Genomic DNA, 25,022 nt, shown 5'->3' on the forward strand with positions numbered 1-25,022 from the left:
CAAATTTTACGTGTATTTACTTATTTTTTCAAGCGCTCAACATCGCGTGCAATCACCAATTCTTCATCTGTTGGAATAACCAAGACACGGATTTTCGCTGCGTCAGTTGAGATGTCTCCCGTTACGCCAAAGACGTTCTTTTCTGGATCCACATCACAACCAAACCAAGAGATACCTGAAATGACATCCTCACGAACCAAAGCTGCATTTTCACCGATCCCTGCTGTGAAGATAATCGCATCTGCTCCATTTAGGACTGCAAGGTATTGACCGATATGTTTTTGAATACGATCGACATACATTTCATAAGCCAAAGTCGCATCATGGTCTCCTGCTTCCATGGCAGCAATCACATCACGCATATCGCTTGACTGACCAGAAACTCCCATGAGCCCTGATTCACGATTGAGAACGCGACTAATATCTTCAGGGGTATTGAAATCCTCTGTATATTGCATGAGATAAGGGATGATAGCAGGATCAATATCTCCTGTACGAGTTCCCATCATCACACCGCCGAGTGGTGTGAATCCCATAGAAGTATCCACAGACTTCCCACCCTTAACAGCTGTGATAGAAGCCCCGTTACCAATATGGCAGGTAATCAATTTCAAATCTTCTAGAGGACGGCCCAAAAGTTTCGCTGCTTCTCCTGCGACAAACTGGTGACTTGTCCCGTGGGCTCCGTATTTACGAACCTTGTTCTCAGTGTAATACTTAGTTGGTAGAGGATAGCGGTAAGCCTTCTCTGGCATGCTTGTGTGGAATGAGGTATCAAATACGACAACACTGGTAATATCTGGAAGCAATTCCTTAAATGCGCGAATTCCAGCTGCGTTAGCTGGATTGTGAAGAGGAGCTAAAAGTCCCAACTCTTCGACTTTCTCTAAAACATCGCCCTCAACGACCGTTGATTCCTTGAAGTATTCACCACCAGCTACAACGCGGTGCCCAACACCTGTAATCTCATCATAAGATTTGATGATATCGAAACGAATCAAATCATCCAATAAAATTTTAACGGCTTGTGTGTGATCTTCAATATCAAGAATTTGTTTTTCAGAACGGTCGTCAAATTTTACTGTTGAAATGGAATCTTTCAATCCAATACGTTCAATCAAGCCTTTAGCCAAAACTTTTTCCTCAGGCATTTGATAAAGTTGCCATTTCAAGCTTGAGCTTCCTGCATTGATTGCAATTGTTTTTGTCATAAGATGATACCTCTTTTTAAGCGTTTTCATCTATTATAACAAAATCTCTTTTATATTTCAGTACCTTTGCTCCAATTTTGAAAATTTTCTTTAAAGGTCAACAAAACTGACGGATCTTGCAAGCTAGTAAGAGGGTAGACAAAGGGTTCTATTTCCTTGTCTATTTTCTTCTGTAAGACAAAAATACTTTTAGCTTGGCTTGCAGTTGAGAAAATATCCTCTGGCAGAGCGATGATAGCAGCCAGACTCACTTCGTCTTTGAGCCACCCTTTTAATAAATCACTTTGAGGACTGGTCAATAAATCACTCGGAGCTAGAAAAATTGCATAGCCATCTGACTTAAGGTACTTGAGGCCTTGTTCCATTAGCAAATGGTGGGCATAGGTATACTCTTGACTAGAAGCCACTTGATAGCGAGAAGCGATGGCATTGTCTGGGTAATAGCCTACAGGCAAGTCGCTGATGACCACGTCGCTTTCTTTAAGCATTTGCGGACGAACGGCGTCTCCTTGGACAAAACCAGCTTGCAAGCCAATCACATCTGCCATACTGGCTGCCAAATCAATCAGCAAGTCATCCACTTCGATTCCCAAGTAATCTACTTTTTTAGCAAGAGAAGTCAAGAAAGTAGCCCCCAAAATCCCCATACCAGAGCCTATTTCGAGGATGCTAATTTCCTCTTGTTCAAACAACTCTTCCACAATGAGTACCAAGAGAAGGGCAATAGCATCTGGTGTAAACTGGTGATTGGCCTGTAAAGGCTCCGTTTGTCCTGCCTTCATCAAGAGAAACTGATAGGTCTTGAGCCATTCTTCTTTGCGAAGCGCTAAACGCTTAAGGGCTTGATTGTTCTCCTTGACCTGCTCTAGTTCGGTCTCGCCATCTAGGTAGATACTATTTTGCTCTACCAAGGCGTCATAAAAGTTGGTCGCCAAATCACTTTGGATGACTTGGACATTCTCTAGTAAATACGTATAAGCTTGTTCAATTTTTTCAAAATCCATATTACTATCTTATCAAATTTCCCTCCTTTTTTCCATCTGAAGAGAAAAAATCACTGCTTTAGTCAGCGAGTGATTTTTGGGCTACTGTTAAAAAGAGTTCTGCGTAATTTCCGAGGAAAAGATCTTCTGCACTATAGAGGATCTGACTGCCAATGCTTGAAAAACCATTCTGAGCGAGCTTGGTTTCCAGTTCAGCTAAATCAAAACCATGATGGTTAGGCTCTATCTTAGTAAAATCAGCAATGAAGACCTGTCCATTCTCCCTAAGGTGATGGTGAAACATGGCAAGAGTCGCATCTATATCAGGCATATGATGAAGAACCCGACTGACAACAATCAGGTCAAATTGCTGCTCCAAGGGATTTACTAGTAAATCCTGCTCCAAAAACTGGATATTCTTGATTTCTTGCTGATCTGCTTTCAAACGAGCTTGCTCCAGCATTCTCTCAGAGATGTCTACAAGAGTGACAGACTTAGCCTGCTGAGCCAGGGGCAAAGCTAATAGACCCGTCCCACCACCAAAGTCCAGTATTTCTTTGTCTGATAAAAGAGCAATCTGTTTCTCGACTGCTTGACAAACCAAATTTGCAAGGAAGATATTTTTAGGGGAATCAAAGGTTTCTGCTTTGTGGTTAAAATCGTGTTTCATGTTTTTAGTTTAGCACAAAGTAGTTGAATTGACTAGGAATTATCTTTCTTTTCAGGCTTTTCTTCCCTGCTTGATTGCTTGAATCAGTCGCTACCTCTTCCTTTTTAGCTGTTTTCTTTTCTTGGGTTTTCATCGGAGAAAAGAGAAATTCATAGTTGCCCTTATTCATACGAACACTTGTTGCAAAACCTGTTTTCGTATTTTGATACCTGACTTTTCCTAGGTTAAAGACTCGTTCCCCACTTTCTTGCTCAGCCTTATCCTTACTTCGCTTGGCCATGGCAAAAGCTGCCAACTTTTCTTTGTTTAGGGCAAAGTCTTTGTGATGGGCGACTTGCCGATTTAAATAAAACTGCAACAAAAGGCTAAAAATAGCTGCCATGGTGACTGCATATAAAAGAACGCCTGCCTTAACTTTTTGTTTTTTCCACACGATAGATGAACTCCCTTTCTAAGCCTTTTTGAAACTGGAAACGGAAGCGAACCAATTGATTTTCCTCTGTAATTTGTGCTGATTTAAGTCCATAAACCATAGGTTGGTAGCCCCGTCCGCTGGTATCGGTCTTCCGAAAATCATCTGATTTGGACTTGCCCATAGCGATATCCTTGCCATCTTGCTTCACATAGAGGTGATTGGCTTCCACCTTTTCAAACTGCGAACGATCTAACTCTGCCTCCAGTTGATCCACAAACAAGAGCCACTCTTTTTGCTCGCTTTGCTGCTGGTAACGAACTTCTGAAATGAGGAGCTGACTCATAGCTTGAAAAAGGAGCAAGCCTCCGCTAATGACGATAAGGGCAATCAGAGATTCTAATAGAGTGAACGCTCTTACCTTACTGCTCTTTAAGATACAGCAACTTCTCTGAACCATGGTAGACCTCCAATCCCTTTTCACTAGCAAACACCTGAATCTCCACTCCATTTATGTTTACCTGATTTTGACCTGTCTGCAGAGCCATCTTAGCTACACGTAAGACTTCTTCCTTTTGCAAGATTTCTGCCTCTTCCTGCCTATTTTTCTGGATTTGTCCCAAAAGAAGGGTCGCAATGCTGGCAAAAACGGCTAGAGCAACTACCGCTTCCAGTAAAATCACTGCCTTAATTTTTTGTTTCCTTAATGCGTTTAATTTTTCCATTTCCTAGATATAATTGATAGCGAATCGCTCCTTTGCTGGTCTGAAATTCAACCTTAGCCAGGGACGAATTGCCCCCAGCTCGGTCAAATATAATGCTTTGTCCTGATGGTGCCTGAATCCCTTTAGGAACGGTCAAGTTTTGACTGCCGTTACTGATCGTCTGTCCATCTAAGTTCAGACTGGTCTTTTGCTGACTGGCTACACTGCGTTTTTGCGTTTCCCGATAGAGTTCTTCAAACTCCATAAAGAAAATCTGCTCCTCTACCGCTGCAAAACTGGACTGGACAGAGCCAGACAAGCCTAAACCAAGGATACTCACAAGTCCCAAAACTAAGAGACTTTCCAGTATAGTAAAGGCCTTAATCTGCAACAGTTTGACTGGTTTTTTGTTTTGCATGGTAGTCTTTGTAAGCTTTAGCTTGCTCAGCCGTGATACGACCGTCCGCTTGTAATTTGCTGAGGCTGGCATCATCATTTTTATCCAAACGATAAAGTTCTGCCTGGCTTTCTACGACCTTGACAACAGCAGCTTTTCCTTTATCATCTACGGCATCCTTTTGCTTGGTCAAATTGGGTACAAAGAGCAAGAGAAGAACGCTGATGATAAGCAAAACCACTAACATTTCAATAAAGGATAGTAAAATTATTGATAAAAAGTACTTCCAGAGTAAACAAAAAAACCGCAAGCCAAACAGCCTGCGGTTTTAGTGTAATCTATTTTGCTTTCTAGTAAATTTAATTTAGTCTATAGTACCCCATAGAGTGATACGATTTCCAGCCTCGTCAGTTTGTCCGATAGCCATATAGTTTCGGCTGCCAGAGGCGCCTACAAAACTGATCCAACGGTAGCCATTAGCTGAGCCTTTAGAGTCGTATTGAACGGTCTCTCCTGGTTCATAAACTGCCACGACATCACTTGTTAGGTTTGGAGCACGTCGTACATTGATATGAGCCTCACCGACTGTAAATGTACCGTCTTCTTCCTCAAGTGTAATCTCGTCAGTTGTTGGCTCTGTCTCAACTTCTGAGATGTCATCCGTGCCGTCCTCGTAAGGTGGCACGATATAACCAACGATTTCCCCAACTGTTTGCTCATGATAACGAGCAGGGCCACCGACTTCCAAAAAGTCCCAGTTTCCGTCAATGTTTTGCTCAATAGTCTTGACAGTCAAGCCGTCACTATCTTCAACAGTAAGACCTGTATGGCCATAGTTGACACCGTCGCCAGCTACAAAGCTCTTGACAAAGATCCAGCCAGCCTCAGGATAAGCGACGTCATAACGCACATCTACTCCTTGGCTTTCGGCTGAGGCGAGCAAGTCATAGGCATTCCCATATAGGCTGACGTCGAAAAATTGGCGCATGATGTAACATGGCAGGTCTGCGCATTGCGTACCATACGCACCGTCGTTGTCCACGCCCATTCCGCTATTTGCTAGGTTGTGAGCAAATTGTAATACTTCTGTTTTACTTGACATATCTTATCCTTTCTTTGGTGCTTCGTAGTCCAGAGCTTGCGAACTGTCAGACAATCCTGATGTAGTAGGGTCAGAAACGACCCCGATCAATACAAGCAATGTAAGAGCTGTATTAGCTACTTCATTGATGTTGTCAGGCAATTTAAAGCCTAATTGTTGCGCTAGCAAGATTGCTGTAGCAAAGATAGCAGCAAGAGTCGCCTTATTCTTAAAGCGTAGTTTCCAGTTGATTTTCATGATTTCAATTCCTCACTTCTAAAATATTGTATTTGTTATATAGGCTATCAATGTACCCATTTCCGCCTAATTTCTTGTAATTTTTGTGCATTTTGTGAATAATATCAGACTCATGCACTGTGGTATAACCACGCTGAATAGCAGAGGTCATATCACGCTCCAGTCTTAGGTACATTGTGACCAGATGGGCCTCGTCATGTACAATTAGCTTATTATTCACCTCACTAATTTTCTTATTGTTATCCTCGCCAACTTCTCTGATGTTGTTTACAGATGTTTGAATAGTCCCCAACTCATCTTTTAGCTCATTAAACTGTTCCTTGTTTAAATTTGCCGACTTGCTAGCTTTCATCCCAAACCATCCAGTAGCTACAACACCAACAGTAGGAGCAAGGTGTGCAATTAAATCCGATAAAGTCAAGCGATCACCTCGCTTTTATTCTTTGGTAAGCTCTGCTAGGATTTCGTCGTCTTCAACCATGAGGGCGATTTGTTGTTTTACCTTAGCCTTTAGCACTTTAGGCACTTTTGCGAATGGGTAAGTCCCAGCTACTACGTTTACTGCATATAATTTGATCATCATGTCTTTTCCTCTTTTCAATTCTTCTTTAAAATCACTGAGTTTCAGTGGTACCAGTTTCAGCAAGGTCTTCATCTGTTAATAACCCCTTTTCATTTAGTTTGAAAATTACGCTCATTAGCGTAACCTGAGCCATTTGTGACTGTGTTTTTTGGGTGGCCATTTGTGACTCCATTGCTGCGATAGTTTTATTAGCTTTCTCTATCAATTTGTCATACTCAGCAATTTTCTCACCTAGCGTGTTGAATTTCTCGTTTTCAGCACGCTGTGGGAAGTTTTCCTGATACAAAACTTCAAGAGCCATCTCAAAAAGCTCTGTATTTGACAAACCGATTTTGTCAGCTGGCAAAAAGACAGGTACATAAGCACCGTCTGAGTTAACCAGCGTGACTTTGGTGGTGGACGCTGTTCCGCTGGCGTCATATTCTTGTGATTTTGAGCCATATTCTAATTTCATGCTTTCTCCTTTAAATTTTGAATGCAACATTGTCAAAGTTGAGCCAAGTAGCGTCAACGTTCCCCTTGACGACTACGTTACCGCTCGGATAGATGCCTAAAACAGCTATACCATAGCTATTATTTAGAGCTGATACAAACATAGTTTGTTTAGGTCTAAAACCGACAGGTAAGACACCAATAACTGTCTCTTTTGTTGTTCTGCCTTTGTAAGCCGTGCCTCTGATGTAAACCACTCCATCAAATGTTTTTGAGTACTGAACTTTGTCGTAATCAGGATGATTTACCCATCCGTTTTGTAAAGGCAGATTTTGCCAAGGTGTTCCTTGAGTGTATCTCTGCAAGTCATCCTTGGTAGCAATCTCTTTCCAGTCACCCCAGCGGTTGTCCATTCTATACCTTACTAGCATTGTTTCAGTGGTAGCCGTCCAATAAGTCTGCACAACATATTGAGCGTCATCATAGACTTGAACCAATAACCAGCCATTCTGATTTCTTGGTCTATCAGGTGCACTGTGACTATAATACATACCATTTTTAAGGACATTATCGAGACTTTCTTTCGTTAAAATAGAAATCCCGTTATTACGTGTCAGCTGGTGCTGTTGAATAGGCTGGTCATTAGCGTAGATGTCCCCTTTAACATCAAGAGCGCCACGCTCTCTGATTTTGTTGACCCCAACCCCTGAGCGGTCATAAGACAAGACTACGCTCTCTGTTGGCACGTTGACCATGAACTCAGTACGAGTGAATTTGTCCTCAACCGTGCCAATGACAACCCAGGACTGATTAGCTAGATAATTGCCAGCTAAATTAGCCTGAGAATTGACTAGATTTGAGATACTTGTCCAGGATCCAGTGGCTGGTCCTGTATCTACTTGAAAGTTGGTAGTCCCAAGCCTTGCAACCTTGAATGTCAAAGTCATTGAGTTCTTTTGACTTCCTGAGACAGTCAAAGGAGCGATTTTGGCATTTCTTGTAGTGGTCAAGGTGCTAGAGGTAGAGCCTGTTCTGGCTATACTAAAACTTAAAGCTGGAGCAAAATACTCAAGCACGGTTACAGATACCTCTTTAGTATCCGACCATCTGCCACGGCTATCTGAGACACTCGCTCTGATTTTGATTGTGCCGTGATAGTTCATGATGCCTAGACTGCCGCCGTTTGAACTCGTGGATTGGTTCTTGCCAACGATTTCAGCGTAGTATCCAGTTATTGATGAGCCGTAAGAGCCGACTGCGCCATTAAATGCTACTTTGATGTTAGATATTACCTGGATGAACGTGTTTCCGTTTGGGATGAGGTTTTGAGCCGCACCGTTTAGGTCAGACAGGGAAACTCCTGTAAATGTGGGTTTTACATTTGCTGGTACGCTTGCCGTGAATGTAGTGGACTGTGTTCCAGTCTTGGTAGAGCCTGAGTAGGTATCTACATAGACTGTCCCAGTCCCACTTGCTGAGTTGGGAATGTCATTGGCAAAGTCAAGAGGGATCGTCCAGCTTGTGGATGTGCCCACATTACTTGCAATCGTTCCTGACTTTCCAGCCCATGAATAGCGCACTGTATGCTTGAAACTTGAACTTTGACGGCTAATATTGATAGTAACCGAACTACCAATAACTCCAGCGCTCACACTTACAGAGCTTGAACGTGGTATAGTCGTCAGGCTAAGGCTTGCTGATACTGTGATAGTCCCATGCAAGCCATTGTTAGGATTGAACGTACAAGAAATAGGGAGCGTTTTAGTCCCATCTGCATTGTGGCTGATTGTACTTGAGCCACTAGCAAGCGTGTACTCCTCGCCTGATGTCTCCCACGTCGGATAGCTGTAATGCACGTTACTGCCATCCAGATTAAGAGACAGCGTACTATCTCCTTGATGGTTATGAGTATAGTAGGCGCCTGTACGGCTAACTGTCATCCGCCAGTTGACGGTTGAGGTGTTATCCGTGATACTCTGAGATCCTTGGTTTACATACAGATTAAGATATAAGCTCCCACTTGAATTACTAAACTTTGCCATTTTACTCCTTTCTATCCAACGTAACGGATGACGTTCATGTCAGGGTTAATATGATACTGTTCCTCACGGTACCTTCCAATTTGAATGGTCTTAGAAAAGATACCATTCTCAATGTGGATAACACCTTGAGAAATATACATAACCTCAACCCCTGCAGAATACATTGAAATCCGTCCACTTGGACTAAATAGCATGCTAGAGCTACCGTCATTCTTGCCAATGACAAGACCCTCATTGCTAGAGCTCATGTAAGTATCAATGAAATTCCAACGGTCAGACAATTCTCCAAGATCCTTAGCAATACTTGAGACACGCTGACTAGCTGAAATCAAATCTTTCTCAGCTTGCACCCTTGCGGTCTCATTTGCATTGACAAAGTCCTTGTAAGCCTTTATCCAGTTATCAAGCGTATCAGCGCTAGCCTTAGCCTCAAGCTCAGCTTGAATAACTCCAGCCTTTTCATTGAGAGCGTTCAACTGTTCCTGAGTTAGCCCTTGGTCGGCTTTAGAGTTGATGTCAGTCTCTACATCCTCGATAGCTTTCACGTAACCGAGAAAATTAGTTCCCACGGCTAGCATGGCATTTTCAAGCGTGACCGTCTGATTAGCAGGAAATCCATGAGCTGTACCAAAACGAATGAAAACATTATCTGTTTTGTAAGTTTCTGAGGCGTTTGAGAGGTCAATAGTAAACTCAAAACTTTGAGGAGTAGTGACTCCAGCTTTGAGGATGATTTGATTTTTGTACCAGGGGCTAGCCGAAAAATGCACATTAGCCTGTGTATCTTCTGCTAGAGCTGGAGATAAGCTAATTTCAAATGCTACACGCACATAATTCGGTTTCAGCCTATCTGGATTTTTCCAAAAATCGTCAAAAATGAAAGTCCGCATGTCATACGTTTCACTACTTTCAGTGTTGATTTGCTGAGTTCGGCCATTTTTGAAATAGTTACGATTTCCGCCTTTTACATTATCGAAAAGAGCTGTCCAGTTGTATCTTGTAGGATCCTGACTGTCCGCCTCTGTGAAATCTGTGTACGTCCCAAAATAGCGCCTGTTGGCACTTGATGACGTACTGAACCCATCACGTCCGTCCTCTGAATTGGCCCAAGCTCTATGCAAGTACTGAGTCTTTCCTGCCGTTCCATCAGACGTATTGATAAGCGTCAACTGCTCAGACGCTACCTCTTTGTTATCAACCCATGCAGAAACAGTCAAAACCATCTTTTGGTTGATGTCGGCAGCCCTCACAATGTAACTAGAGCTTGTAGCCTTGATTACACCATCCACAACCCAACGCCAGCCGCTATTGATGACCTTGTTACCTCGCATAAGAGTAGGGGTCACAATGGTCTGACCTTGACCGTTCTTAAAGGCTATACCGTTATCAGTGGCTAGCTTGATAGTATAAGGCTTAGCGTCTTCTATCATCCTGTCTAGCTGTTGCTGAATGCCTTGAGATAGACGATTTTCAAGCGCTTTGGCATTTGAGAAAGTGGTCTTGTTATTCTTCGGATTGGTAAAGCTGATGACTTGCTCAGATACTCTCATCTCAAGCAAGAGAGTAGGGTTAAAGCCGTCATCATAGATTTTTACCGTGTCTCCTATTTCAAGATCCGCAAAACCCTCAGCCTCGTAAGTAACTGCTGGGTAACAGTTCTTTTTGAGCTCACGGTAAGCCGTCGAACGGATGACCTCAGGATTTGAACTCTCTACAGTCATGTCCTTACGAGTCCACTGGTCACGGTCGCCTGTTGAATGTGTGAAAGTGCTTGGATACATCTGCATAGAGAGAGGGGCATATAGAGCAGCCCCTGACTGGTAAAACTCACGTTCTCCCTTTGCATTATTGACAGACCAAGCTCCAAGGTCTCTAATATCAACTACGTTGCCTTTATCATCCTTACCCGTAGGGACAACCGTGTTATAGATCCCAGTTTTGTCAATCGTCCTAGTGATTGTCTTGAGGTTTTTCCCATACTTCAAGATTTTGGGGCTAATTTGACCTACTCCCTGGTGGCTATCGTCGTGCTCATGATAGACATTGACTGTAAATGACTTGATAGAACTATCAGCATTCAACCTTGTGTCAAACTCAATTTCTGCGCCAAATTTCTTAGCTAGGCTGAGTAGTCTGTTAAGTTTGGTGTCTGTACCCTCCCACTCTGCGGATATTTTCTTATTAGCAACCTCATTGATACCAATTTTTAAGAAAGTATAGTTGAGCAAGTCCATCTCCTCACAAAATTCCTTAAAGCTCATAGCCTTAGGCGATTTGTAAGGGATAGAGTACTCATTGATCAGCTCAAGGTTTAGGTTGATACTATAACACTTAATAACTTTCTCATTTTCCTCAATTTTTCGGATTGTATGCAGGTAAGTTCTGCCCTTATATCTGAATGAAACAAAGGCTTTCTCATTGAGAGAGTTATAGGCCCTCTTTTTGCCTACATCTGAGATAATTGCCTTTTTAAAGACTGTAAAATCAAAGGTACTAGAACCAGTTTCCAGGTATCTTGTCCAGATGTCATTGAAATAGTTCAATGTATCCTGTTTGTCATTGTCGATAAAAGCCACTTTTCTCAAATTCGAGTCATGGATAGTCAATAACATAGCTATAAGTACCTTTCTTTAAATTCTACTTTTACAGTTGGCTTGGTCTTGACCCAACTTGAGCAATAGACCTCAAGCTGACTGTTTCCAGGCGGGATAGTCAAGAAGCTTGAACCATCTACGACGTCTACAATCTTCTCAAGACCGTCCACTGTGACAGTGTCATTCTCGCTATTTAGCACAACATTTGAACCGATTGGATAGCGGTTCGGCACATCTCCTATTGCTGGGACAAAGTCCTTACGGTATAGCAGTTCATCTATGTACATGTGAGTAACCATAGGTTTATCATGATAGGCTCCAAGCATGACATGAATTTTGGCTGACTTTCTGCTTTTTATTTCAGGAATGATAAAGCTGTAAACAGAACCTTGATAATAGACATGAACCCTGTCATCGTTGCGCTTTATTTCAAATTGTCCTCTTGAGGATGTGAATGGGTTTAGTTTGCTATCTGATATACCTGTAAAATTCAAGCATTTAAGAAAGTAATAGCTATTCTTGCCATCAGATCCAAATACATTAAACTCACAGTCTTGTCCTTTTGTCCGTTTGAATGTTTCAATACCGTACAAAAACTGACCATTTGTGTCTGATACTGTAATCTTGATAAAACCATATTGATTAGCTGCATTAGATACGAATATCTGTCTACCTATGATGTAGTCATCAAGAGAGCCGACAGCTCCAGAACTATCTGTAGGTATGTCCCATGAAAGAGATGTAGCATAGTTCCCATATTTTCCAGATGTAGTTTGATCTCTGAGTCTAATGTGTTTCTTATCCCACAATGTCGTTAGCTCAGCCGTCCCTACCACGTTCTCGCTATTATCGTTAGTCACAGCCTTGTTTTTAGTGGCTCTTGCAAAACCGTCTGAAATCCTATCACCTCTAAAATCAATCAAGACCTCAGAGCGTTTGACTATGCCTGTATCGGCTTCCTCACGGTCTCCAACTTCAAAAGCTCCGCTAGTATTGACGAGACCGATATAGCCGTTCTCAGCGTTATTCTTAACCGTAACAACAGGAAAGGCTGGGACGTTGCCATTATTGACCAAATTAAAAACAACCTTGTCAGGTTGCTCTTGTCCGTTATCAAAACGCTTATAGGTTGAGCCGTGAGCTACTCCGTCAGGGATAATCAGGTCAAAACTGCCCTTTTGGAACCATCTAGTAATGTTTTCTATATCCACAGAACCAGATACTAGACCCATGTAATACTTGTCAGGCTCGTCTGAAATGACGATTTTGACAGCCTCTGAGGTGTTAAAAATGCCAGCTAGTTTGTGCTTAGCTGTTTCAAGTGTCATGCCGTTTCCATATTGCATAGCAAACTTGACTTTGATGGTTTTGGCGCCTGTTCGCACTTCTTGGAGATTAACTCCGACAAGTGGAGCGTCATTTGTGACAACGTGGCGCTCATTTCCTACTGGACGGATGATGTCTATAATGTCAATAACCTCAGAGAGGTCAAATCCATTGATTGTGATTGTGTCATTATTCATTAGATAATACCTCTCATCATGTTATCAATCATTAACTTATCATTTTGATAGTTAGTCATTGGGTCTCCAATTTTAGCAACCAGAGTACCGTCATCTAGCACCATGTTTACAGGGCGCTTGACAGCCTCCTCAGCCACTTCAAGAGCTCTGGTTAGGACTTTGTCAGCTTGGTCACGAATAACCTCGATTTGACTTGTTTCTGCTCGTTCTGTAAGTGATTTGAGTCTAAACTGACTAGATACAGTATGTTTTCCTAAACCTAGCAAGTCCTCAGCGCCAAATTTGAACGCTGACATCTCTTTCTGAACGTATGCCAGACTATCAACCACATCAGAGCTATTCTGTTCAATACCTACAGCAATACCTTGAGCAATGTATCTACCTACATTGTCTCTAAATAATCGTGATGGGCTGTGGATTTTAGCCTTGGCCTGTGCTGCCCTCTCAGCCTGAGCGACAAGCGCATTAGCTGCCTCCGTGACAGCTCCAAGTGCTGAATACATACCTTGTGCCAAACCTTGGCCAATCATGCTCCCTGCGTATCGCATAGAGCTTACGCCTGACATAGCTGTAGAGCGGATTGAGCTTAGCATAGCTGACATTGCAGCTGTTGCTGATCCAATTCCTGAACGAATACCGTTAGTAATTCCGTTAGAAACCCCACGGCCTGCCTGTTGGCCAGCTTGTGTCATCTGAGTTGCTGATTGCATGACCACAGACACCATCTGTTGCATGCTTGAGCGCATTATTGCTACAGCTTGAGTCATTGCTGACTGCACAACAGAATTGAGTAGGGCCATTGCTGATCCAGCTGCTGCTGAGATACTAGAAAAGGCTGAGGCAACCATAGGAGTGGATGTAGCTAACTGCATAATGGCAGTAGTCGCCATAATTGCTGAGGTGGTGATCAGTGTAAACTGACCTGGTATTGTCCCCAATACACCAACCAAAGCCCCCACAACTCCACTGATTGCTGTAAATCCTGCTGATATAGCTAAGGCTCCAGCCTGCGCCATCAGCATTGAGCTTGACAAAGCAACTAACCCACTTTGTAGGATAGTAATGCTAGCCGTTGCCCCTGCGAGACCTACAAAAGAGGTCATCACTGATGTTGCAAAAGTACTCATAGCTGTCCCAACCGTTGTCAATGTTTCAGGTAGTGTGCTAATACTATTACTCAAAGATGTCAATGTTTCAGGCAGTGATTGCATTGCCAAACTTGCAATTTGAGCTGATGTAGCAATTAAGCTCAGTCCAGTACCCGCTTGTTGCAAACCTGGGCCAGCCGTAGCAATACCTGAGTTAGCAATAGCGGCCAAACCTGTTGCAACAGTAGCTAATGTTCCAGCTAAATCTAACAATCCTAGTTCAGTAAGTTTCGCAATCCCCTCAGCCATGTATTTCACTCCAAGACCTGCGTTCTTAGCAGCGTTACCCATGCTATCAAAAATGCCAGCGACTCCGTCAAGCACATTACGGATAGCTGAGCCAAAAGACTCAACTACACTACCAGCGCTCTTTAAAATGGAGCTGATTTGCTCGCCAAGAGTCTTAAATAGATTTGTGATACTCTCAATAATGGGACTGATTTGACTGATCAGATTATTAAATGCCTCTACCAAGGACTGTAGTACTGGAGCGACTGCCTGGACCATTTCAGAAATAGCTGGCATGAATGGAGCTAGAGCCTCAACGATTTGTACAATCGCTCCAGAGACAATAGTCACAACTTGGACGAAAGCATTTGAAAGTATTTCAATAATAGGTGTCACAGCTGTTGCTATCTCAGCAATCCCTGAGCTGATAGCCGTTATAATCTCGCTAATAGCTGACCCTAATGCTGTAATCACAGGTGCTAACCCACTAAATGAGCTAATAATGGAGCTAATTGCTATTCCAGCAGCCAAAATAAGCGGTGATAGCATAGCAAAAGCTGAGGCTACAGTAGGTAGCACAGGTGCTACAATTACTAGAGCTTGAGCCAAGCCTTGTAGAGCTAGGTTTAAGATAGTTCCAATAGCTGTACCTACACTAACAATAACATCACCTACAGCTTGTAAGATTGTTGCGATACCTTGGCCTTGTGTTCCCATCAAAGCAAACGCCGCCCCTAAAGCTAAAATAGGGACAGCTATGGCTGCAATAGTTAAAGGATTGACCATGGATAATCCTTGTCCAATCCCACGAAAAGCAGCGCCGACGCCTTGACCAATACCTCTAGCAGCTGCGGCTACACTTTGCCCAAGACTACGGATGACAGATACAATTTGCGTCCCTATTGAGGTAACTGTTGATGTGGTGCCACTCAATGCCTCTGTAGCCTTACTCTTAAATAAGCCAAAAGGGTTGAATGTTTTTAAAAAATTAAAAGCCTTGAAAGCAACTAGAGCCCCACCAATTCCTGTGATTAAAGCTCTCCAGACATCAGCGCTAATTGACTTAGATAATTTAGAGATCCAGATGATAACTTGTGAAATGGCATTTACTACATGTCCCACAGCAGCGCCAACCACATCCCAAGGGATGAGATCTGAGAGCTTGTCAGTCAGGTCAAGTGCTGCCTCTGTAAGTTCCTTAAAGGCTTGATAAGCATTCTTGATAGCCCCTGTATTCGAGAAAGCCTCAAGAGCGAACTGAACGCCAGCGGCTAACTCTTGTATAACCTTATTAACTAGGATGATGATATTTCCAATGCCCTCAGTGAAATTATCAAAGATATTGATGTGACTTGTCAGCTCTTTGAAAACTGACATGGCTGTCACTCCTATATCTCTGAGCGTGTCAGACATATACTCAAAGACTCCAATCTTGTTAAAGACTGCAAAAAACTCTGAGACAGTCTCTCCAGCCTTAGCAAAAGCGCCTGTCACGGTTGAAATAAAGCCATCAATGTCAATACTTTCTAAAAACGCCCCCAATTTTTCAGCAATGCTGTCAAAATTGATTTTTTCAAGAGCGTCAGATACTGCATTGACTGCCTTAATTCCAAACTTATTAAGTTTTTCAAAGGCTGGCATAAGTTTATTAGAGAGGCTTTCTTTTGCCCCATCTATAGCCTGGTCAACCGTTTTGAACTCCGTAGCCATCTTTTGAAAAGCGTCTGAGTTCCCTGCTCGGTTCATAGCGTCGAAAAAGTCCTCTGTCTTGACTTTTCCATCTTGAACGGCTTTTACAAGCTCAGCCGTAGACATTCCCATCTCTTTTGCGACGGCTGCCATACCAGCAGGAGCTTGCTCCATCATGATCTTAAAGTCCATCCAGGCTATTTTAGGCTTACTTGCCATCTGTGTTGCCTGAGTTGACAATGATTTCATGGCTTGGGCTGGGTTTTCAGCAGAGGCTGCAAGTCCACCAAAGGCCTTAACTAGACTACCAACGTTCTTAGTCCCAACTGCGTCAAGTTGTGAGTAGGTACTAGCCATATCAGAGGCTGAGTAGATGGTTTTGGTTGCAAAGTCCTGCATTTCGTCCTTAGCCGCCTTGATTTCCTCAGCTGATCGTCCAAAGGCTTGGAGGTTTCCCTCGAATGTTTTCCAGGCTTTCTGTGAGCTGTTGAGTTCAGAGGCCATTTCACGGATACCACTTGTAATAGTCCCAATTCCTGTAGTAAGAGCCGAACTAATCAGATTAGCTCCTAACACAGACTTAAAAACAGACCCTACTTTTGAGCCTGCGTTTTCAAGTCCACCAAATAGAGCTTTAAGCTTGCTTACTCCTGATTGAGCATTAGAGCCATCCATATCAACCTTGATAGTAACTGAACCATCTGCCATTGTGTACCTCCTTTCTAAAATTAGTAGTCAAATTCATCAGGTAGAGCATACTCTTTTTTGAGTTTTTTCATGTTCTCCTTGTACTGCTTACTGTCTCCCTTTTGGGGCTTGTAAGAGCGTATTTTCAGCACCTCAGCAAACTTAGTGTCGCTAGGCAGGCCATTTAATAAAGCGTTGAACTTCTTCCAGTGTAGACTGTTCTGAGCGTCTATGAGGTCAATTCCGTAAGCCTGAAGAAATGATGAGTAAATATACTCAGCGTCGTACTTCAAGCTAAAGAGACGATCTCCTCCCTCAGATTGACTCCTAGAGCGTATCTTGCTCTTGATTGGCTTCCCTGCTAGGTCTAGTACTGGTGCCGTGTCTTTAGCTGGAATAATTCTGATATGCTCCTCAAAAATCATCTTAAAGATTGCTGTAGCCTGTTCAGGAGTTAAAGCCTGAGTAAAATCTACACCAGTCAAGATTTGAATAGCTAGGAAAGGCTTGTAAAGCTCGTCAATGTCATCATCATTAATCAGCTCCACCACTTTCAAGACCTTGTTAAAAGCAATATTCATTGGATACACATCATCACCAAGGACTAACTCATCTGTCAATTTCCTTGATAGGTCCAGCATGTTAGTCACCTAGATATTTTTTGAGAGCGTCTGTGCTGTTGCGTTTCTCCCATTCTGAGATGACTCCAGTGATTGTCTCAAGTAAGTAGGCCATTGTGTCCACTGTAGACTCATTAGAGAATGAGTAGACTTTGTCAAACGCCTCTTTGTCAAACAACTCTGTCCAAGAGTCTTTGACTAAGTCTTGTACCGTTTCAAAGGCCTTACTATCCTCTGTCTTAGCTAGTTTTTCGCCCTCAATTTTAAGGATTGTGCCAATTTTTTCCATTTTGTGGATATTTTGGTCATTGGCTACAAATTCAAGTTTGAACTCTCCAAAGTCAACAGGGATGACATTGTCACGTTTTTTAATTACTACCATTTGTTTTCTCTCCTACTAATTTTTAAAATCAAAAATAAAAAGGGGAGCCTATTCACTCCCCTAGATCAAGTCATCAACCGACTACAGCAGATTGTTTAGGTGCTGCATTCCAGCTGATGGTGCACTCAAAGGTCTCATACTCAGACGCGTCTCCGCCTCCGATTTTGATACCTGAGACAGTAGCGACTCCGACATATTGAGTTTTTCCGTCAGCGTCTACCACTTTAAACCAGACATTACGCTCATCCCCAGTTTTAAAGCGCATAGCTGCGATAATTGCCTGAGCTTCATCCTCTTTGATGTAGTCGCCCTCAAAGCTGTATCCGCTCTTAACAGACGTCACTACAGTTTTCTTGGTACCATCACCGTTGTAGTATGCAATGTCATCTGTCTCCTCGTCATTTTCAGACTCAGCAGTTTTCACTCCGTCTGCAAGCCATTTCCAGGCGTCATTACCTGGCTCAGTAGCTGATGCTGTTGATAACCATGGCGCAAGAAAGTGTTTGCGCTTGGCGTTTTTCATTTTTGGCATTTAGTTTCCTCCATTTGTTTCAAGTTTTGCCGTTACATCTAACATGTAAATATAAAAGCCTTGCTCATCACGGTCATTAAGGAACGGCTGTGATACTTCAAGGCCTCTGAATTGATATGAATTATTTTTGCTAGGTAGTTCCAGATTAAAATCAGCGAGAGCATGATTGATGGCCCACAGGATGGAGCTTGTCTTCTGGTGATCAGTCGTTTTGATTGCCACCTCAAAGACAAGGCTAATGTCCTGCTTGCCGTTCATGTACTCTGTTAAAATCTTCCCACCTGGCAACGGATAAAGGACTAAATCCTCCCCCTCTGCTAAGTAATCAAGCTTACAATCCAGAGGGAGGTTTAGTGTATTGATGAAATCCCTGAGGACTTCTGAAAAATCATTGTTATTCATGCTTTTACTCCCATTGCTCTTAGACCGACTTTCCCCCAGTTAGCCGAATGTAAAGCCGAGGCTTTCAAGTCCCACCGCTTACCTGTTCCAGGTGTGGTGTACTTTCTAAAGACAAACGTCCTAACCTTGTTGTAGCTTGAGCCGTAAAATTGAGCTCTAGCATAAGGCCCAGGATATTTAACTCCGTCTTTGGTCGCTTGGCCACTTCCGCTAAGCTCACCGCTTTTGCGTGGCACAAAGGGAGTAAAGTCAATCAACATCTGATTAGCTATTGCTAACCTACCCTTTGCTAGCGCTGTTGGGGATACCTTTTTCTCAATGCCTTTTAAATCAACTTTGACAGATACGCCTGTTCCCATCAGATACACTCCACTTCGTAACAAAATACTTTTTGTTTGTGTGGATAACTGACAGGAACTACAGAGGTCACTCTGTACTCACGTTCTCCGTCTTTGATAATGGCATTTTCAAAAGTTTTGTCTAAGACGATTGGGCAGTATTTAGGGTACACAAATAACGTGCTAGGTTTGGACTCCTTGCGGTTGTTCTTCGTGCCTTTCACTTGATACTGTCTGTCAAACCTAACAGTTCTAAGGGTCACTGGGCTCTCTAAAATCACTTTACCCCATCCGTCTTTTTCTCCTGTGGTTTTCTGAATGGTCACAGTATCAATCAATAACCGTTTATCAATGTCTGTCATAACCTACCCCCCTAAAGCCAAATCCTGCCGATTTCAGAGTATTTAGGGCGTCAAGAGACAAGTTATACCTGGCACTCTCTAAAGACTGGTTAGAGCTATTCTTGTAAGTGATATGAGTACGCCCTAGAACCACAGTAGAGACTGATTGCTTATCATCAGCCGTAGTGATCCCACTAGCGTCCAAATATGCTACCTGGAAAGCCGTAGCCAGCTTGACAGCTTGCTTTCTGTGCTCAATTTCTTTTTCAAAATCTACAAAGCTGTAGAAATTATTAAGAAAGAGGTTGATAGCAATCTCTGCCCTTGTTAGTAGCTTTTCAAAGCCCTCAACTTCGTCAAAACCAAAATCCTTAAATTCATCTTGTGTTAAATAAGCGATAGTAACCACCTCCAATTAAAAAAGGCGGTGTTATTTATCCGCCTTTGCTGCTTTTTCTTCCTTGTCAGTACGTTCAAAGAATGGACTGAGCTCAGGGTGTGTAATTTCACCTTTGGCGTTGAACGCCTCAGCTGTCTTGACATCCATGCCATACTCTACATCTTTGTCATAGCTTTGCTCTTTGCCATCGACGATAAAGACAACGTTTGATGTCGCTTTAAATTTAGCCATTTACTTTATTCCTCCACTTCATATCCTTGATTTTCAAATGCTGAAATCATGATCGGGTCAGATAGGGTAAAAGAAACCCCATCTTTTGTCAAAGTAACAGATTTTTTGACAACTTCCTCTGTCACTTCTTGGTTTTCCACAACTTCCTCTGTGGTTTCTTCTTTTTTCTTAGCCATTAGCTAGCCTCCTTATGCTGATTTGTGAACGTAGATAGCTTTTTTCTTAGCGTCCAAAACGAAAGCGTCATAGCGGATACGCCCCTCAACCAGTTTACCGTTGATACCTGGTGGGTTGTCATGGATTTTGTAATCTTCCAATTTTACTGGAGATGTGATAGCTGCTGAGTGAGCGATGACAAACTCAACACCTGTAGGCAAGTAAGTAGTAGGTGTCAACACTACTGGCATGCCGTCAATCATACCTACTTGACCCTTGATAGTGATTTCTTGACCAAGGTCAGAGTTTTTGACAAAAGTGTCATCAAGTTTAATCAACTTGTAGAACTTAGGAGACACATGCAAGATACGGCCAGCCACAGGGACTAGAGCGTCTGCAAGTTTAGATTGCCCCTCAAGTACTAGCTCATAAGCATTAGTCTTAGATACTGCACCAGTAGCAACATGAGCTGTGTCAGCGCCTGCCACGGCTTTTGCAAGACGGTATTTATCAACCTCAGGGATGACAACCTCTGAAATTTGACGTGCTAGAGCTTTGCCCTCAGCCATAGCGCCATTTGTTCCTTGTAGAGATTTCTTGTCAATCGTGAATGTGAATGAGCGGTCTTGAGAAAGCGTCATAGTTTGCACGCTATTTCCAAGCTCATCAGCTGTACCGTAGCGATTTTGACCAGTGGTCTTGTAGTCATTCATTGCTGATGTTTCGACCGTGTAGACCTTAACTGTCTCAGCGTCAATGAAATCAAAATCCTGATTGATGATGTTAGTAGTGAGAGCCTCTCTTGCGAAACGCTCATCTACTTTCTGACTGAATTTCTCTGCGTAGTTTACTACCATTTATATTTTCCTCTTTTCTTTTTAGTTTAGTATTATACGCTGTCAAAGCCTGCAAAAAGGGCTTTGTCCTCTGCACTCAAGCCGTCATCTGCATTACTTGCTGATGGATTGCCTGGGACAGAGATATTAGGGTTAGGCTGCTTGTCCTCAGCTTGAAATAGGTAAGGGCTTGACTCTTTGAGTGAGTTGATTGTGTCCTCTAGTTGAGGTTTCCCATCTTCCCCTAGCTCGATTTTGTCTAGGTCAATGAATTTCATCAAGTCCTCTGAGTTGTAAGCTCCTACATCTTTCAAAGCAAGGGCTACAGCATTTGTTTTAGTGATCTGAGCAAGATTTGCCTCACTATCCAGCTTGTACTGGTCAAATTGGGCTTTTAGTTCTTCAAGCTGTTGTTTGCTTTCAGCACTTGCTCCCTCTTTGGCCTGTAGTTCATTGATAGCTTGGGTTTGTTGCTCAAGCTGTTGTTTTAATGTTTCGTTTTCGGCTTGTAGTTCCGACTTGGCTTGTGACTTGGCATTTTCAATACCTGCACCGTACGCTTGCATAATATTGTCAATGACAGCCTTGTCCTCGATACCTGCCTCAACTAACATTTCACGTTTAAGACTCATGTCTTAACTCCTCCTTTTTTACGTCACATGGACAAATTAAGACAGTTTTACGCCATGCTCCAGGGCAAAATAAAAAACCTGATGGACTTCCATAGGTTTATAGTGGTTTATTGCATGAAAAAAGCGCCTAGATTGTTCTAAGCGCTAATAGTATTGTACTTCTGTTTTAGACATAATGTTTGACAATTTTTGACCGTCAATATCTAAGTTTACTAAGTCATCCAGAGAGGACACTACATATGTTTGAGCTCCTATAGAGACCTGGATGTCCGTTGTAGAATTGGGTAAGATAGCACAATCTTGTCCTTTGTAGACAAAAGAGGCGTCCCAACCGTTATCATATAACGCTTGTAAATCATCTAATATCGCCATAATATATCTAGGTTCTCCTCTCTTTCATTGTTTGTTAATTCTCTAGTTGTTCTGCTGATAAACTTGCCGTCATCATCAAATACAAAGTCGTGAACATGTTCACCTTTTTTCCCGTAAGGATGTTTATCTGGTTGCTTATGATTAGTGAAATGTATATCTTTTACTTTGTAGCCCCTATCATCGTAATAGGTTCTGCCGAGTACATCTCCATTCGTTGCGTTATGTTGGACTACACTATTTGGTTCCCCAGCCTTTCCTGGAGGTGTATGTCCTACTGTAACCCCTGATACACTTACTATTTTACCATTTTTCACAGCTTTATCAAGTTCTGCACGCTTAGTAGCAAGCTCTCTAGCTTTCTTTTGTTCTTCTCTAAGCCTAACCTCTTTCTTAGCTTTAGTATAAGGGTCGTCATAGTATTTCTCTCTAGCATAATCACGGTGTAGAAATGGGTGCTGTTTGAGATAGTCTCTCATGGCTCCCTGTTGGATCCTAACCTTGCTCTTATACTTGTCTATCAGCTCCTGGTCACCTAGTTTCTCTGCAACGTGGAGAAATTCCTTGGACTGTCTGATAGACCTCTCTAAAGCCCTCTGTTTAGCCTGAGCGTTTGCGTTTTCTATTGCTTGCTCTGGTGTCAAGTCTCTTAACTCGTCAGGCAAATCAGGCTTGTAGTTAGCCCCTGGGATGTATGGCGTCATCTCATGAGTACAGTTAATACCCTGACATCCCCAAGCGTAACCGTAGCCGTAGTCTGATAATGCTAAAATACGCTCCCCTTTTTCCGTTCTAGCAACCCCTGTAGTTACTATCTGGTGCTGTAAAGGAGCGCACATCTCTCTTGCTGTGGCTTTTTTGTGATAGTAAAAGGTATCTATCCCCAACTCCTCAGCTGGAGCCATCCTGACCTCACGATAGACACGCCAAGCCGTCGATTTGATGACTTGCCTAGCGTAAGTGTCAGCTTTCCAGTGCTTGCCTTGGCTGTCAGTAAAGCCGTAAAAGCCTTTCTTAGCCCATTTCATGACTGTATCAGAGATAGCCTTGTCAGAGGTAGTGAGTCCTGTGACAACCTTGGCCACGCTCTCCTGGACAATAGACTGATAAACCTTTCTGACACTCATTGGTAGAGTGGTGTTGATGAGGTTGTCTATATCCCCCATGGCTTGATTGACATAAGCAGCTAGATTGGTCTGAATGATAGAGTTGCCAGCAAAACCACCTCCACCAGTAGCCTCTAAAAGCTGTTGTTTGGTGTCTTTGTAGATTTTATAGCCCTCATTTTGGATAACGTGCCTAAGTTGCTCCTCAGCAATCCCTGAGCGATCAGAAATGAGCTTGACATTGTCCTCATTGAGTAGGCCCATCTCATTCATTTTCTCCAACTGCCAGATATAAGGGTTATCATCAAGACTAGCAGAGCCACGCTCTTTGATACGGTCTATAACCTGGTCAAAGAGTTCAAGAGTTAGCTGATGATAGATGTCTGCAACCTGACTAGCGTCAAGCATTAACTGCTCATCATTTAGTTTGATTGGTTTCTTCTCTTTCATAAGCTCTTACAAGTCCCTCAGTTATTAGCTTGCTTGGGCTTTTTATTCCAAATAAACGCCTCAGCCTATCAATTACCATAAATTTCAACATCTTCATCACTCCTGCCGTCGTTAGCCTCGCTGATAGCATTGCCACTAATTTCAGCCTTTATTTCCTTAGCTTTCTCAGGGGTCACGTTGAGCACTTTCTCAATAGCCATGACGTCCGTGGCAAAACCAGCATTTACAACCTTAACCCAGTAGTCAAGTTCAGCGTTTCGGTCTGTAAAGACTCCATCATCAAGGTTAATGCTGATTTTCTCCATGTCAGGGATGTTTCCCTTGTAGAGTCCGTATGCTTTGCCTAGCTCTAGCATTGAGATAATGAGCTCTTTCAGTGACTGCTCTACCAAGCTGACAATGCTATTTCTCATCTGATAGGTGTCTGAGTTCTCGCTGACAACCTCAGTAGCTGTCTTCAAGCTCTTACCGTCAAATGTAAAGGTTCCAGAGGATACCCCTATCTGCATTTCAAAGATTGCTAGTATCTTATTGATAGCCTTGATATAGTCATCCGATCGGATAGGCGTTGTAAGGTCTGTAATGCCTACACCTTTATCCATATCACCTGAGTCAATCTGTTCATAGACGTTACGCCCTGCCTCAAACTCACGCTTGACTGTGACATTCTCGCCCTCCTGATTGTACTCGACTTTAATCATCTGACCAGGCACGGCCACTCTGCGCTGACCCATCTTAATCTCCCACATAAACTCGTCATAGGTGGTATTAAGAAAGTCCATTGTAGTCTTAGCATTGTCAAAGATAGACAGCCCAAGAGCTGAGTTAATATCTTTGTTATTCATCCCTGGGGTCTTCAAGTAAGTAAAGAGTGGACGACTTAAATCGTTCAGGTATGCTACTTCCTCAAGATCCTCATAGAGGTCTGATAGAGGCACCCTAGCGCCTACAATATTCTGATTATCAGACTTGTAGAGCTCGTTAGTAACCGTGTACTTGTCATCTTTGCCCCACTCATGCAACTCAATCAGCGTGTAAAACTTCTGCTTATTACCCTCTGACTTGGTTGTCTTAGTGATGATAGCAGCGCTAGAAACATCCTGCGTGTTTGATTGCAGAGGTAAAAAGACAGGTGCCTGAATAAAAGAGACTCTTACCTTGTCTCTGTCAACGTATGGCCTCATAGCCAATCCACCAAGCGCCAAACCACTTTCCAGGTAACGCTCAAAATTCTTAACAAATCTATCATCTTGTAGCTGTTTCTGAATGAATTTGTTAGCGTCCTTGTCGTCTAGCTTGATTTCAGCCTGTTCATTGAATACTAGGCTTGCAATTTTCTTGGCTGCTGTACGTCCGATAGGCAAATGGTTGAAAGCTCGCTTTTGAGGCGTGCCGTTGCTGTCAGTGTACTCAATTTGTGGATAATGTCCTGCATAATACTTGAGATTTTCCCTTATTCGGTCATACTCTGTGGATGACACTGCTATTTTAGGGTGATCAGTGATATTCGTTAAGTTCTGTGTTGTCATCACATACTTGCTCCTTGTGAAAAAATTCTTGATAGTCTGTACTATTCCCATTGTTA

The 25,022-nt window shown here is 42.7% G+C and carries 31 protein-coding genes; all 31 read right to left on the reverse strand.

The window, feature by feature from the left end:
* Positions 1 to 20: 20 nt before the first annotated feature.
* The 31 genes from MK395_RS01595 to MK395_RS01745 all read right to left on the reverse strand — a co-directional run bounded on the left by MK395_RS01595 (position 21) and on the right by MK395_RS01745 (position 25,017).
* Positions 21 to 1,211, reverse strand: a complete 1,191-nt coding sequence (locus MK395_RS01595) for an acetate kinase (protein ID WP_268711126.1) — start codon at positions 1,209 to 1,211, stop codon at positions 21 to 23.
* A 50-nt stretch (positions 1,212 to 1,261) separates the two neighbouring features.
* The gene (locus MK395_RS01600; protein WP_125391849.1) at positions 1,262 to 2,215 is read right to left on the reverse strand and encodes a class I SAM-dependent methyltransferase; all 954 of its coding nucleotides are present in this window, start codon (positions 2,213 to 2,215) and stop codon (positions 1,262 to 1,264) included.
* A 58-nt stretch (positions 2,216 to 2,273) separates the two neighbouring features.
* Positions 2,274 to 2,864, reverse strand: a complete 591-nt coding sequence (locus MK395_RS01605) for a class I SAM-dependent methyltransferase (protein WP_049478132.1) — start codon at positions 2,862 to 2,864, stop codon at positions 2,274 to 2,276.
* A 4-nt stretch (positions 2,865 to 2,868) separates the two neighbouring features.
* Positions 2,869 to 3,297, reverse strand: coding sequence for a competence type IV pilus minor pilin ComGG (gene comGG, locus MK395_RS01610; RefSeq protein WP_049478131.1), 429 nt, complete (start codon positions 3,295 to 3,297; stop codon positions 2,869 to 2,871).
* Complete coding sequence (gene comGF / locus MK395_RS01615; protein ID WP_268711127.1) at positions 3,275 to 3,736, reverse strand: competence type IV pilus minor pilin ComGF; 462 nt, start codon at positions 3,734 to 3,736, stop codon at positions 3,275 to 3,277. Before comGF ends, comGG begins: the two co-directional genes overlap by 23 nt.
* The gene (comGE, locus tag MK395_RS01620) at positions 3,699 to 4,001 is read right to left on the reverse strand and encodes a competence type IV pilus minor pilin ComGE (protein ID WP_000413376.1); all 303 of its coding nucleotides are present in this window, start codon (positions 3,999 to 4,001) and stop codon (positions 3,699 to 3,701) included. The genes comGF and comGE overlap by 38 nt, the downstream gene beginning before the upstream one ends.
* Positions 3,964 to 4,398: a competence type IV pilus minor pilin ComGD gene (gene comGD, locus MK395_RS01625; protein ID WP_001180048.1), complete on the reverse strand. Its 435-nt coding sequence runs from the start codon at positions 4,396 to 4,398 to the stop codon at positions 3,964 to 3,966. The genes comGE and comGD overlap by 38 nt, the downstream gene beginning before the upstream one ends.
* Entirely contained in the window at positions 4,361 to 4,624 is a 264-nt protein-coding gene (gene comGC, locus MK395_RS01630) for a competence type IV pilus major pilin ComGC (RefSeq protein ID WP_000962027.1), read from the reverse strand. The genes comGD and comGC overlap by 38 nt, the downstream gene beginning before the upstream one ends.
* A gap of 117 nt (positions 4,625 to 4,741) precedes the next feature.
* Positions 4,742 to 5,479, reverse strand: a complete 738-nt coding sequence (locus MK395_RS01635) for an SH3 domain-containing protein (RefSeq protein WP_268711128.1) — start codon at positions 5,477 to 5,479, stop codon at positions 4,742 to 4,744.
* Between the two features lie 3 nt (positions 5,480 to 5,482).
* Positions 5,483 to 5,716 (reverse strand): phage holin, encoded by a 234-nt coding sequence (locus tag MK395_RS01640; protein ID WP_268711129.1) that lies wholly within the window; start codon positions 5,714 to 5,716, stop codon positions 5,483 to 5,485.
* A gap of 4 nt (positions 5,717 to 5,720) precedes the next feature.
* The gene (locus MK395_RS01645; protein WP_268711130.1) at positions 5,721 to 6,137 is read right to left on the reverse strand and encodes a hypothetical protein; all 417 of its coding nucleotides are present in this window, start codon (positions 6,135 to 6,137) and stop codon (positions 5,721 to 5,723) included.
* Between the two features lie 15 nt (positions 6,138 to 6,152).
* Positions 6,153 to 6,299 (reverse strand): CD1375 family protein, encoded by a 147-nt coding sequence (locus tag MK395_RS01650; protein WP_268711131.1) that lies wholly within the window; start codon positions 6,297 to 6,299, stop codon positions 6,153 to 6,155.
* Between the two features lie 31 nt (positions 6,300 to 6,330).
* Positions 6,331 to 6,753 (reverse strand): DUF1366 domain-containing protein, encoded by a 423-nt coding sequence (locus MK395_RS01655; protein ID WP_268711132.1) that lies wholly within the window; start codon positions 6,751 to 6,753, stop codon positions 6,331 to 6,333.
* Positions 6,754 to 6,763: 10 nt separating this feature from the next.
* Positions 6,764 to 8,773, reverse strand: coding sequence for a DUF859 family phage minor structural protein (locus tag MK395_RS01660; RefSeq protein WP_268711133.1), 2,010 nt, complete (start codon positions 8,771 to 8,773; stop codon positions 6,764 to 6,766).
* An 11-nt stretch (positions 8,774 to 8,784) separates the two neighbouring features.
* On the reverse strand, positions 8,785 to 11,385 hold the full coding sequence (locus MK395_RS01665) for a phage tail spike protein (protein WP_268711134.1): 2,601 nt from the start codon (positions 11,383 to 11,385) through the stop codon (positions 8,785 to 8,787).
* A 2-nt stretch (positions 11,386 to 11,387) separates the two neighbouring features.
* On the reverse strand, positions 11,388 to 12,890 hold the full coding sequence (locus tag MK395_RS01670; RefSeq protein ID WP_268711135.1) for a distal tail protein Dit: 1,503 nt from the start codon (positions 12,888 to 12,890) through the stop codon (positions 11,388 to 11,390).
* Positions 12,890 to 16,663: a tape measure protein gene (locus MK395_RS01675; RefSeq protein WP_268711136.1), complete on the reverse strand. Its 3,774-nt coding sequence runs from the start codon at positions 16,661 to 16,663 to the stop codon at positions 12,890 to 12,892. The genes MK395_RS01670 and MK395_RS01675 overlap by 1 nt, the downstream gene beginning before the upstream one ends.
* A gap of 20 nt (positions 16,664 to 16,683) precedes the next feature.
* Entirely contained in the window at positions 16,684 to 17,283 is a 600-nt protein-coding gene (locus MK395_RS01680; protein WP_268711137.1) for a Gp15 family bacteriophage protein, read from the reverse strand.
* 1 nt (position 17,284) lies between these two features.
* Positions 17,285 to 17,644, reverse strand: coding sequence for a hypothetical protein (locus MK395_RS01685; RefSeq protein WP_268711138.1), 360 nt, complete (start codon positions 17,642 to 17,644; stop codon positions 17,285 to 17,287).
* Positions 17,645 to 17,717: 73 nt separating this feature from the next.
* On the reverse strand, positions 17,718 to 18,176 hold the full coding sequence (locus MK395_RS01690) for a phage tail tube protein (RefSeq protein WP_268711139.1): 459 nt from the start codon (positions 18,174 to 18,176) through the stop codon (positions 17,718 to 17,720).
* Positions 18,177 to 18,578 carry a minor capsid protein gene (locus tag MK395_RS01695; RefSeq protein WP_268711140.1) on the reverse strand — a complete coding sequence of 134 codons (402 nt, stop codon included), beginning with the start codon at positions 18,576 to 18,578 and terminating at the stop codon, positions 18,177 to 18,179. It abuts the gene before it with no gap.
* Positions 18,575 to 18,937 carry a minor capsid protein gene (locus MK395_RS01700; protein WP_268711141.1) on the reverse strand — a complete coding sequence of 121 codons (363 nt, stop codon included), beginning with the start codon at positions 18,935 to 18,937 and terminating at the stop codon, positions 18,575 to 18,577. The genes MK395_RS01695 and MK395_RS01700 overlap by 4 nt, the downstream gene beginning before the upstream one ends.
* Positions 18,937 to 19,278: a putative minor capsid protein gene (locus tag MK395_RS01705; protein ID WP_268711142.1), complete on the reverse strand. Its 342-nt coding sequence runs from the start codon at positions 19,276 to 19,278 to the stop codon at positions 18,937 to 18,939. The genes MK395_RS01700 and MK395_RS01705 overlap by 1 nt, the downstream gene beginning before the upstream one ends.
* Positions 19,265 to 19,672: a hypothetical protein gene (locus tag MK395_RS01710; RefSeq protein ID WP_268711143.1), complete on the reverse strand. Its 408-nt coding sequence runs from the start codon at positions 19,670 to 19,672 to the stop codon at positions 19,265 to 19,267. The genes MK395_RS01705 and MK395_RS01710 overlap by 14 nt, the downstream gene beginning before the upstream one ends.
* 15 nt (positions 19,673 to 19,687) lie before the next feature.
* A complete protein-coding gene (locus tag MK395_RS01715) occupies positions 19,688 to 19,888 on the reverse strand; it encodes a hypothetical protein (protein ID WP_268711144.1) in 201 nt (66 codons plus the stop codon).
* Between the two features lie 5 nt (positions 19,889 to 19,893).
* Entirely contained in the window at positions 19,894 to 20,064 is a 171-nt protein-coding gene (locus MK395_RS01720; protein ID WP_268711145.1) for a hypothetical protein, read from the reverse strand.
* 12 nt (positions 20,065 to 20,076) lie between these two features.
* Positions 20,077 to 20,901, reverse strand: a complete 825-nt coding sequence (locus tag MK395_RS01725; RefSeq protein WP_268711146.1) for a N4-gp56 family major capsid protein — start codon at positions 20,899 to 20,901, stop codon at positions 20,077 to 20,079.
* Positions 20,902 to 20,933: 32 nt separating this feature from the next.
* Positions 20,934 to 21,512 (reverse strand): phage scaffolding protein, encoded by a 579-nt coding sequence (locus MK395_RS01730; RefSeq protein ID WP_268711147.1) that lies wholly within the window; start codon positions 21,510 to 21,512, stop codon positions 20,934 to 20,936.
* 144 nt (positions 21,513 to 21,656) lie between these two features.
* Positions 21,657 to 21,884, reverse strand: a complete 228-nt coding sequence (locus MK395_RS01735; protein ID WP_084882619.1) for a 16S rRNA processing protein RimM — start codon at positions 21,882 to 21,884, stop codon at positions 21,657 to 21,659.
* The gene (locus tag MK395_RS01740) at positions 21,872 to 23,437 is read right to left on the reverse strand and encodes a phage minor capsid protein (RefSeq protein WP_268711148.1); all 1,566 of its coding nucleotides are present in this window, start codon (positions 23,435 to 23,437) and stop codon (positions 21,872 to 21,874) included. The genes MK395_RS01735 and MK395_RS01740 overlap by 13 nt, the downstream gene beginning before the upstream one ends.
* A 68-nt stretch (positions 23,438 to 23,505) precedes the next feature.
* Complete coding sequence (locus MK395_RS01745) at positions 23,506 to 25,017, reverse strand: phage portal protein (RefSeq protein WP_326845684.1); 1,512 nt, start codon at positions 25,015 to 25,017, stop codon at positions 23,506 to 23,508.
* Positions 25,018 to 25,022 lie beyond the last annotated feature (5 nt).

The organism is Streptococcus oralis, from assembly GCF_026782085.1.
Lineage (GTDB): Bacteria > Bacillota > Bacilli > Lactobacillales > Streptococcaceae > Streptococcus > Streptococcus oralis_DA.

Coding starts and splice junctions, on each gene's coding strand:
- MK395_RS01595 (WP_268711126.1), bottom strand. CDS start 1,211: ATGACAAAAACAATTGCAATCAATGCAGGAAGCTCAAGCTTGAAATGG.
- MK395_RS01600 (WP_125391849.1), bottom strand. CDS start 2,215: ATGGATTTTGAAAAAATTGAACAAGCTTATACGTATTTACTAGAGAAT.
- MK395_RS01605 (WP_049478132.1), bottom strand. CDS start 2,864: ATGAAACACGATTTTAACCACAAAGCAGAAACCTTTGATTCCCCTAAA.
- comGF (WP_268711127.1), bottom strand. CDS start 3,736: ATGGTTCAGAGAAGTTGCTGTATCTTAAAGAGCAGTAAGGTAAGAGCG.
- comGE (WP_000413376.1), bottom strand. CDS start 4,001: ATGGAAAAATTAAACGCATTAAGGAAACAAAAAATTAAGGCAGTGATT.
- comGD (WP_001180048.1), bottom strand. CDS start 4,398: ATGCAAAACAAAAAACCAGTCAAACTGTTGCAGATTAAGGCCTTTACT.
- comGC (WP_000962027.1), bottom strand. CDS start 4,624: ATGTTAGTGGTTTTGCTTATCATCAGCGTTCTTCTCTTGCTCTTTGTA.
- MK395_RS01635 (WP_268711128.1), bottom strand. CDS start 5,479: ATGTCAAGTAAAACAGAAGTATTACAATTTGCTCACAACCTAGCAAAT.
- MK395_RS01640 (WP_268711129.1), bottom strand. CDS start 5,716: ATGAAAATCAACTGGAAACTACGCTTTAAGAATAAGGCGACTCTTGCT.
- MK395_RS01650 (WP_268711131.1), bottom strand. CDS start 6,299: ATGATGATCAAATTATATGCAGTAAACGTAGTAGCTGGGACTTACCCA.
- MK395_RS01655 (WP_268711132.1), bottom strand. CDS start 6,753: ATGAAATTAGAATATGGCTCAAAATCACAAGAATATGACGCCAGCGGA.
- MK395_RS01660 (WP_268711133.1), bottom strand. CDS start 8,773: ATGGCAAAGTTTAGTAATTCAAGTGGGAGCTTATATCTTAATCTGTAT.
- MK395_RS01665 (WP_268711134.1), bottom strand. CDS start 11,385: ATGTTATTGACTATCCATGACTCGAATTTGAGAAAAGTGGCTTTTATC.
- MK395_RS01670 (WP_268711135.1), bottom strand. CDS start 12,890: ATGAATAATGACACAATCACAATCAATGGATTTGACCTCTCTGAGGTT.
- MK395_RS01675 (WP_268711136.1), bottom strand. CDS start 16,663: ATGGCAGATGGTTCAGTTACTATCAAGGTTGATATGGATGGCTCTAAT.
- MK395_RS01680 (WP_268711137.1), bottom strand. CDS start 17,283: ATGCTGGACCTATCAAGGAAATTGACAGATGAGTTAGTCCTTGGTGAT.
- MK395_RS01685 (WP_268711138.1), bottom strand. CDS start 17,644: ATGGTAGTAATTAAAAAACGTGACAATGTCATCCCTGTTGACTTTGGA.
- MK395_RS01690 (WP_268711139.1), bottom strand. CDS start 18,176: ATGCCAAAAATGAAAAACGCCAAGCGCAAACACTTTCTTGCGCCATGG.
- MK395_RS01695 (WP_268711140.1), bottom strand. CDS start 18,578: ATGAATAACAATGATTTTTCAGAAGTCCTCAGGGATTTCATCAATACA.
- MK395_RS01700 (WP_268711141.1), bottom strand. CDS start 18,937: ATGGGAACAGGCGTATCTGTCAAAGTTGATTTAAAAGGCATTGAGAAA.
- MK395_RS01705 (WP_268711142.1), bottom strand. CDS start 19,278: ATGACAGACATTGATAAACGGTTATTGATTGATACTGTGACCATTCAG.
- MK395_RS01715 (WP_268711144.1), bottom strand. CDS start 19,888: ATGGCTAAATTTAAAGCGACATCAAACGTTGTCTTTATCGTCGATGGC.
- MK395_RS01720 (WP_268711145.1), bottom strand. CDS start 20,064: ATGGCTAAGAAAAAAGAAGAAACCACAGAGGAAGTTGTGGAAAACCAA.
- MK395_RS01725 (WP_268711146.1), bottom strand. CDS start 20,901: ATGGTAGTAAACTACGCAGAGAAATTCAGTCAGAAAGTAGATGAGCGT.
- MK395_RS01730 (WP_268711147.1), bottom strand. CDS start 21,512: ATGAGTCTTAAACGTGAAATGTTAGTTGAGGCAGGTATCGAGGACAAG.
- MK395_RS01735 (WP_084882619.1), bottom strand. CDS start 21,884: ATGGCGATATTAGATGATTTACAAGCGTTATATGATAACGGTTGGGAC.
- MK395_RS01740 (WP_268711148.1), bottom strand. CDS start 23,437: ATGAAAGAGAAGAAACCAATCAAACTAAATGATGAGCAGTTAATGCTT.
- MK395_RS01745 (WP_326845684.1), bottom strand. CDS start 25,017: ATGGGAATAGTACAGACTATCAAGAATTTTTTCACAAGGAGCAAGTAT.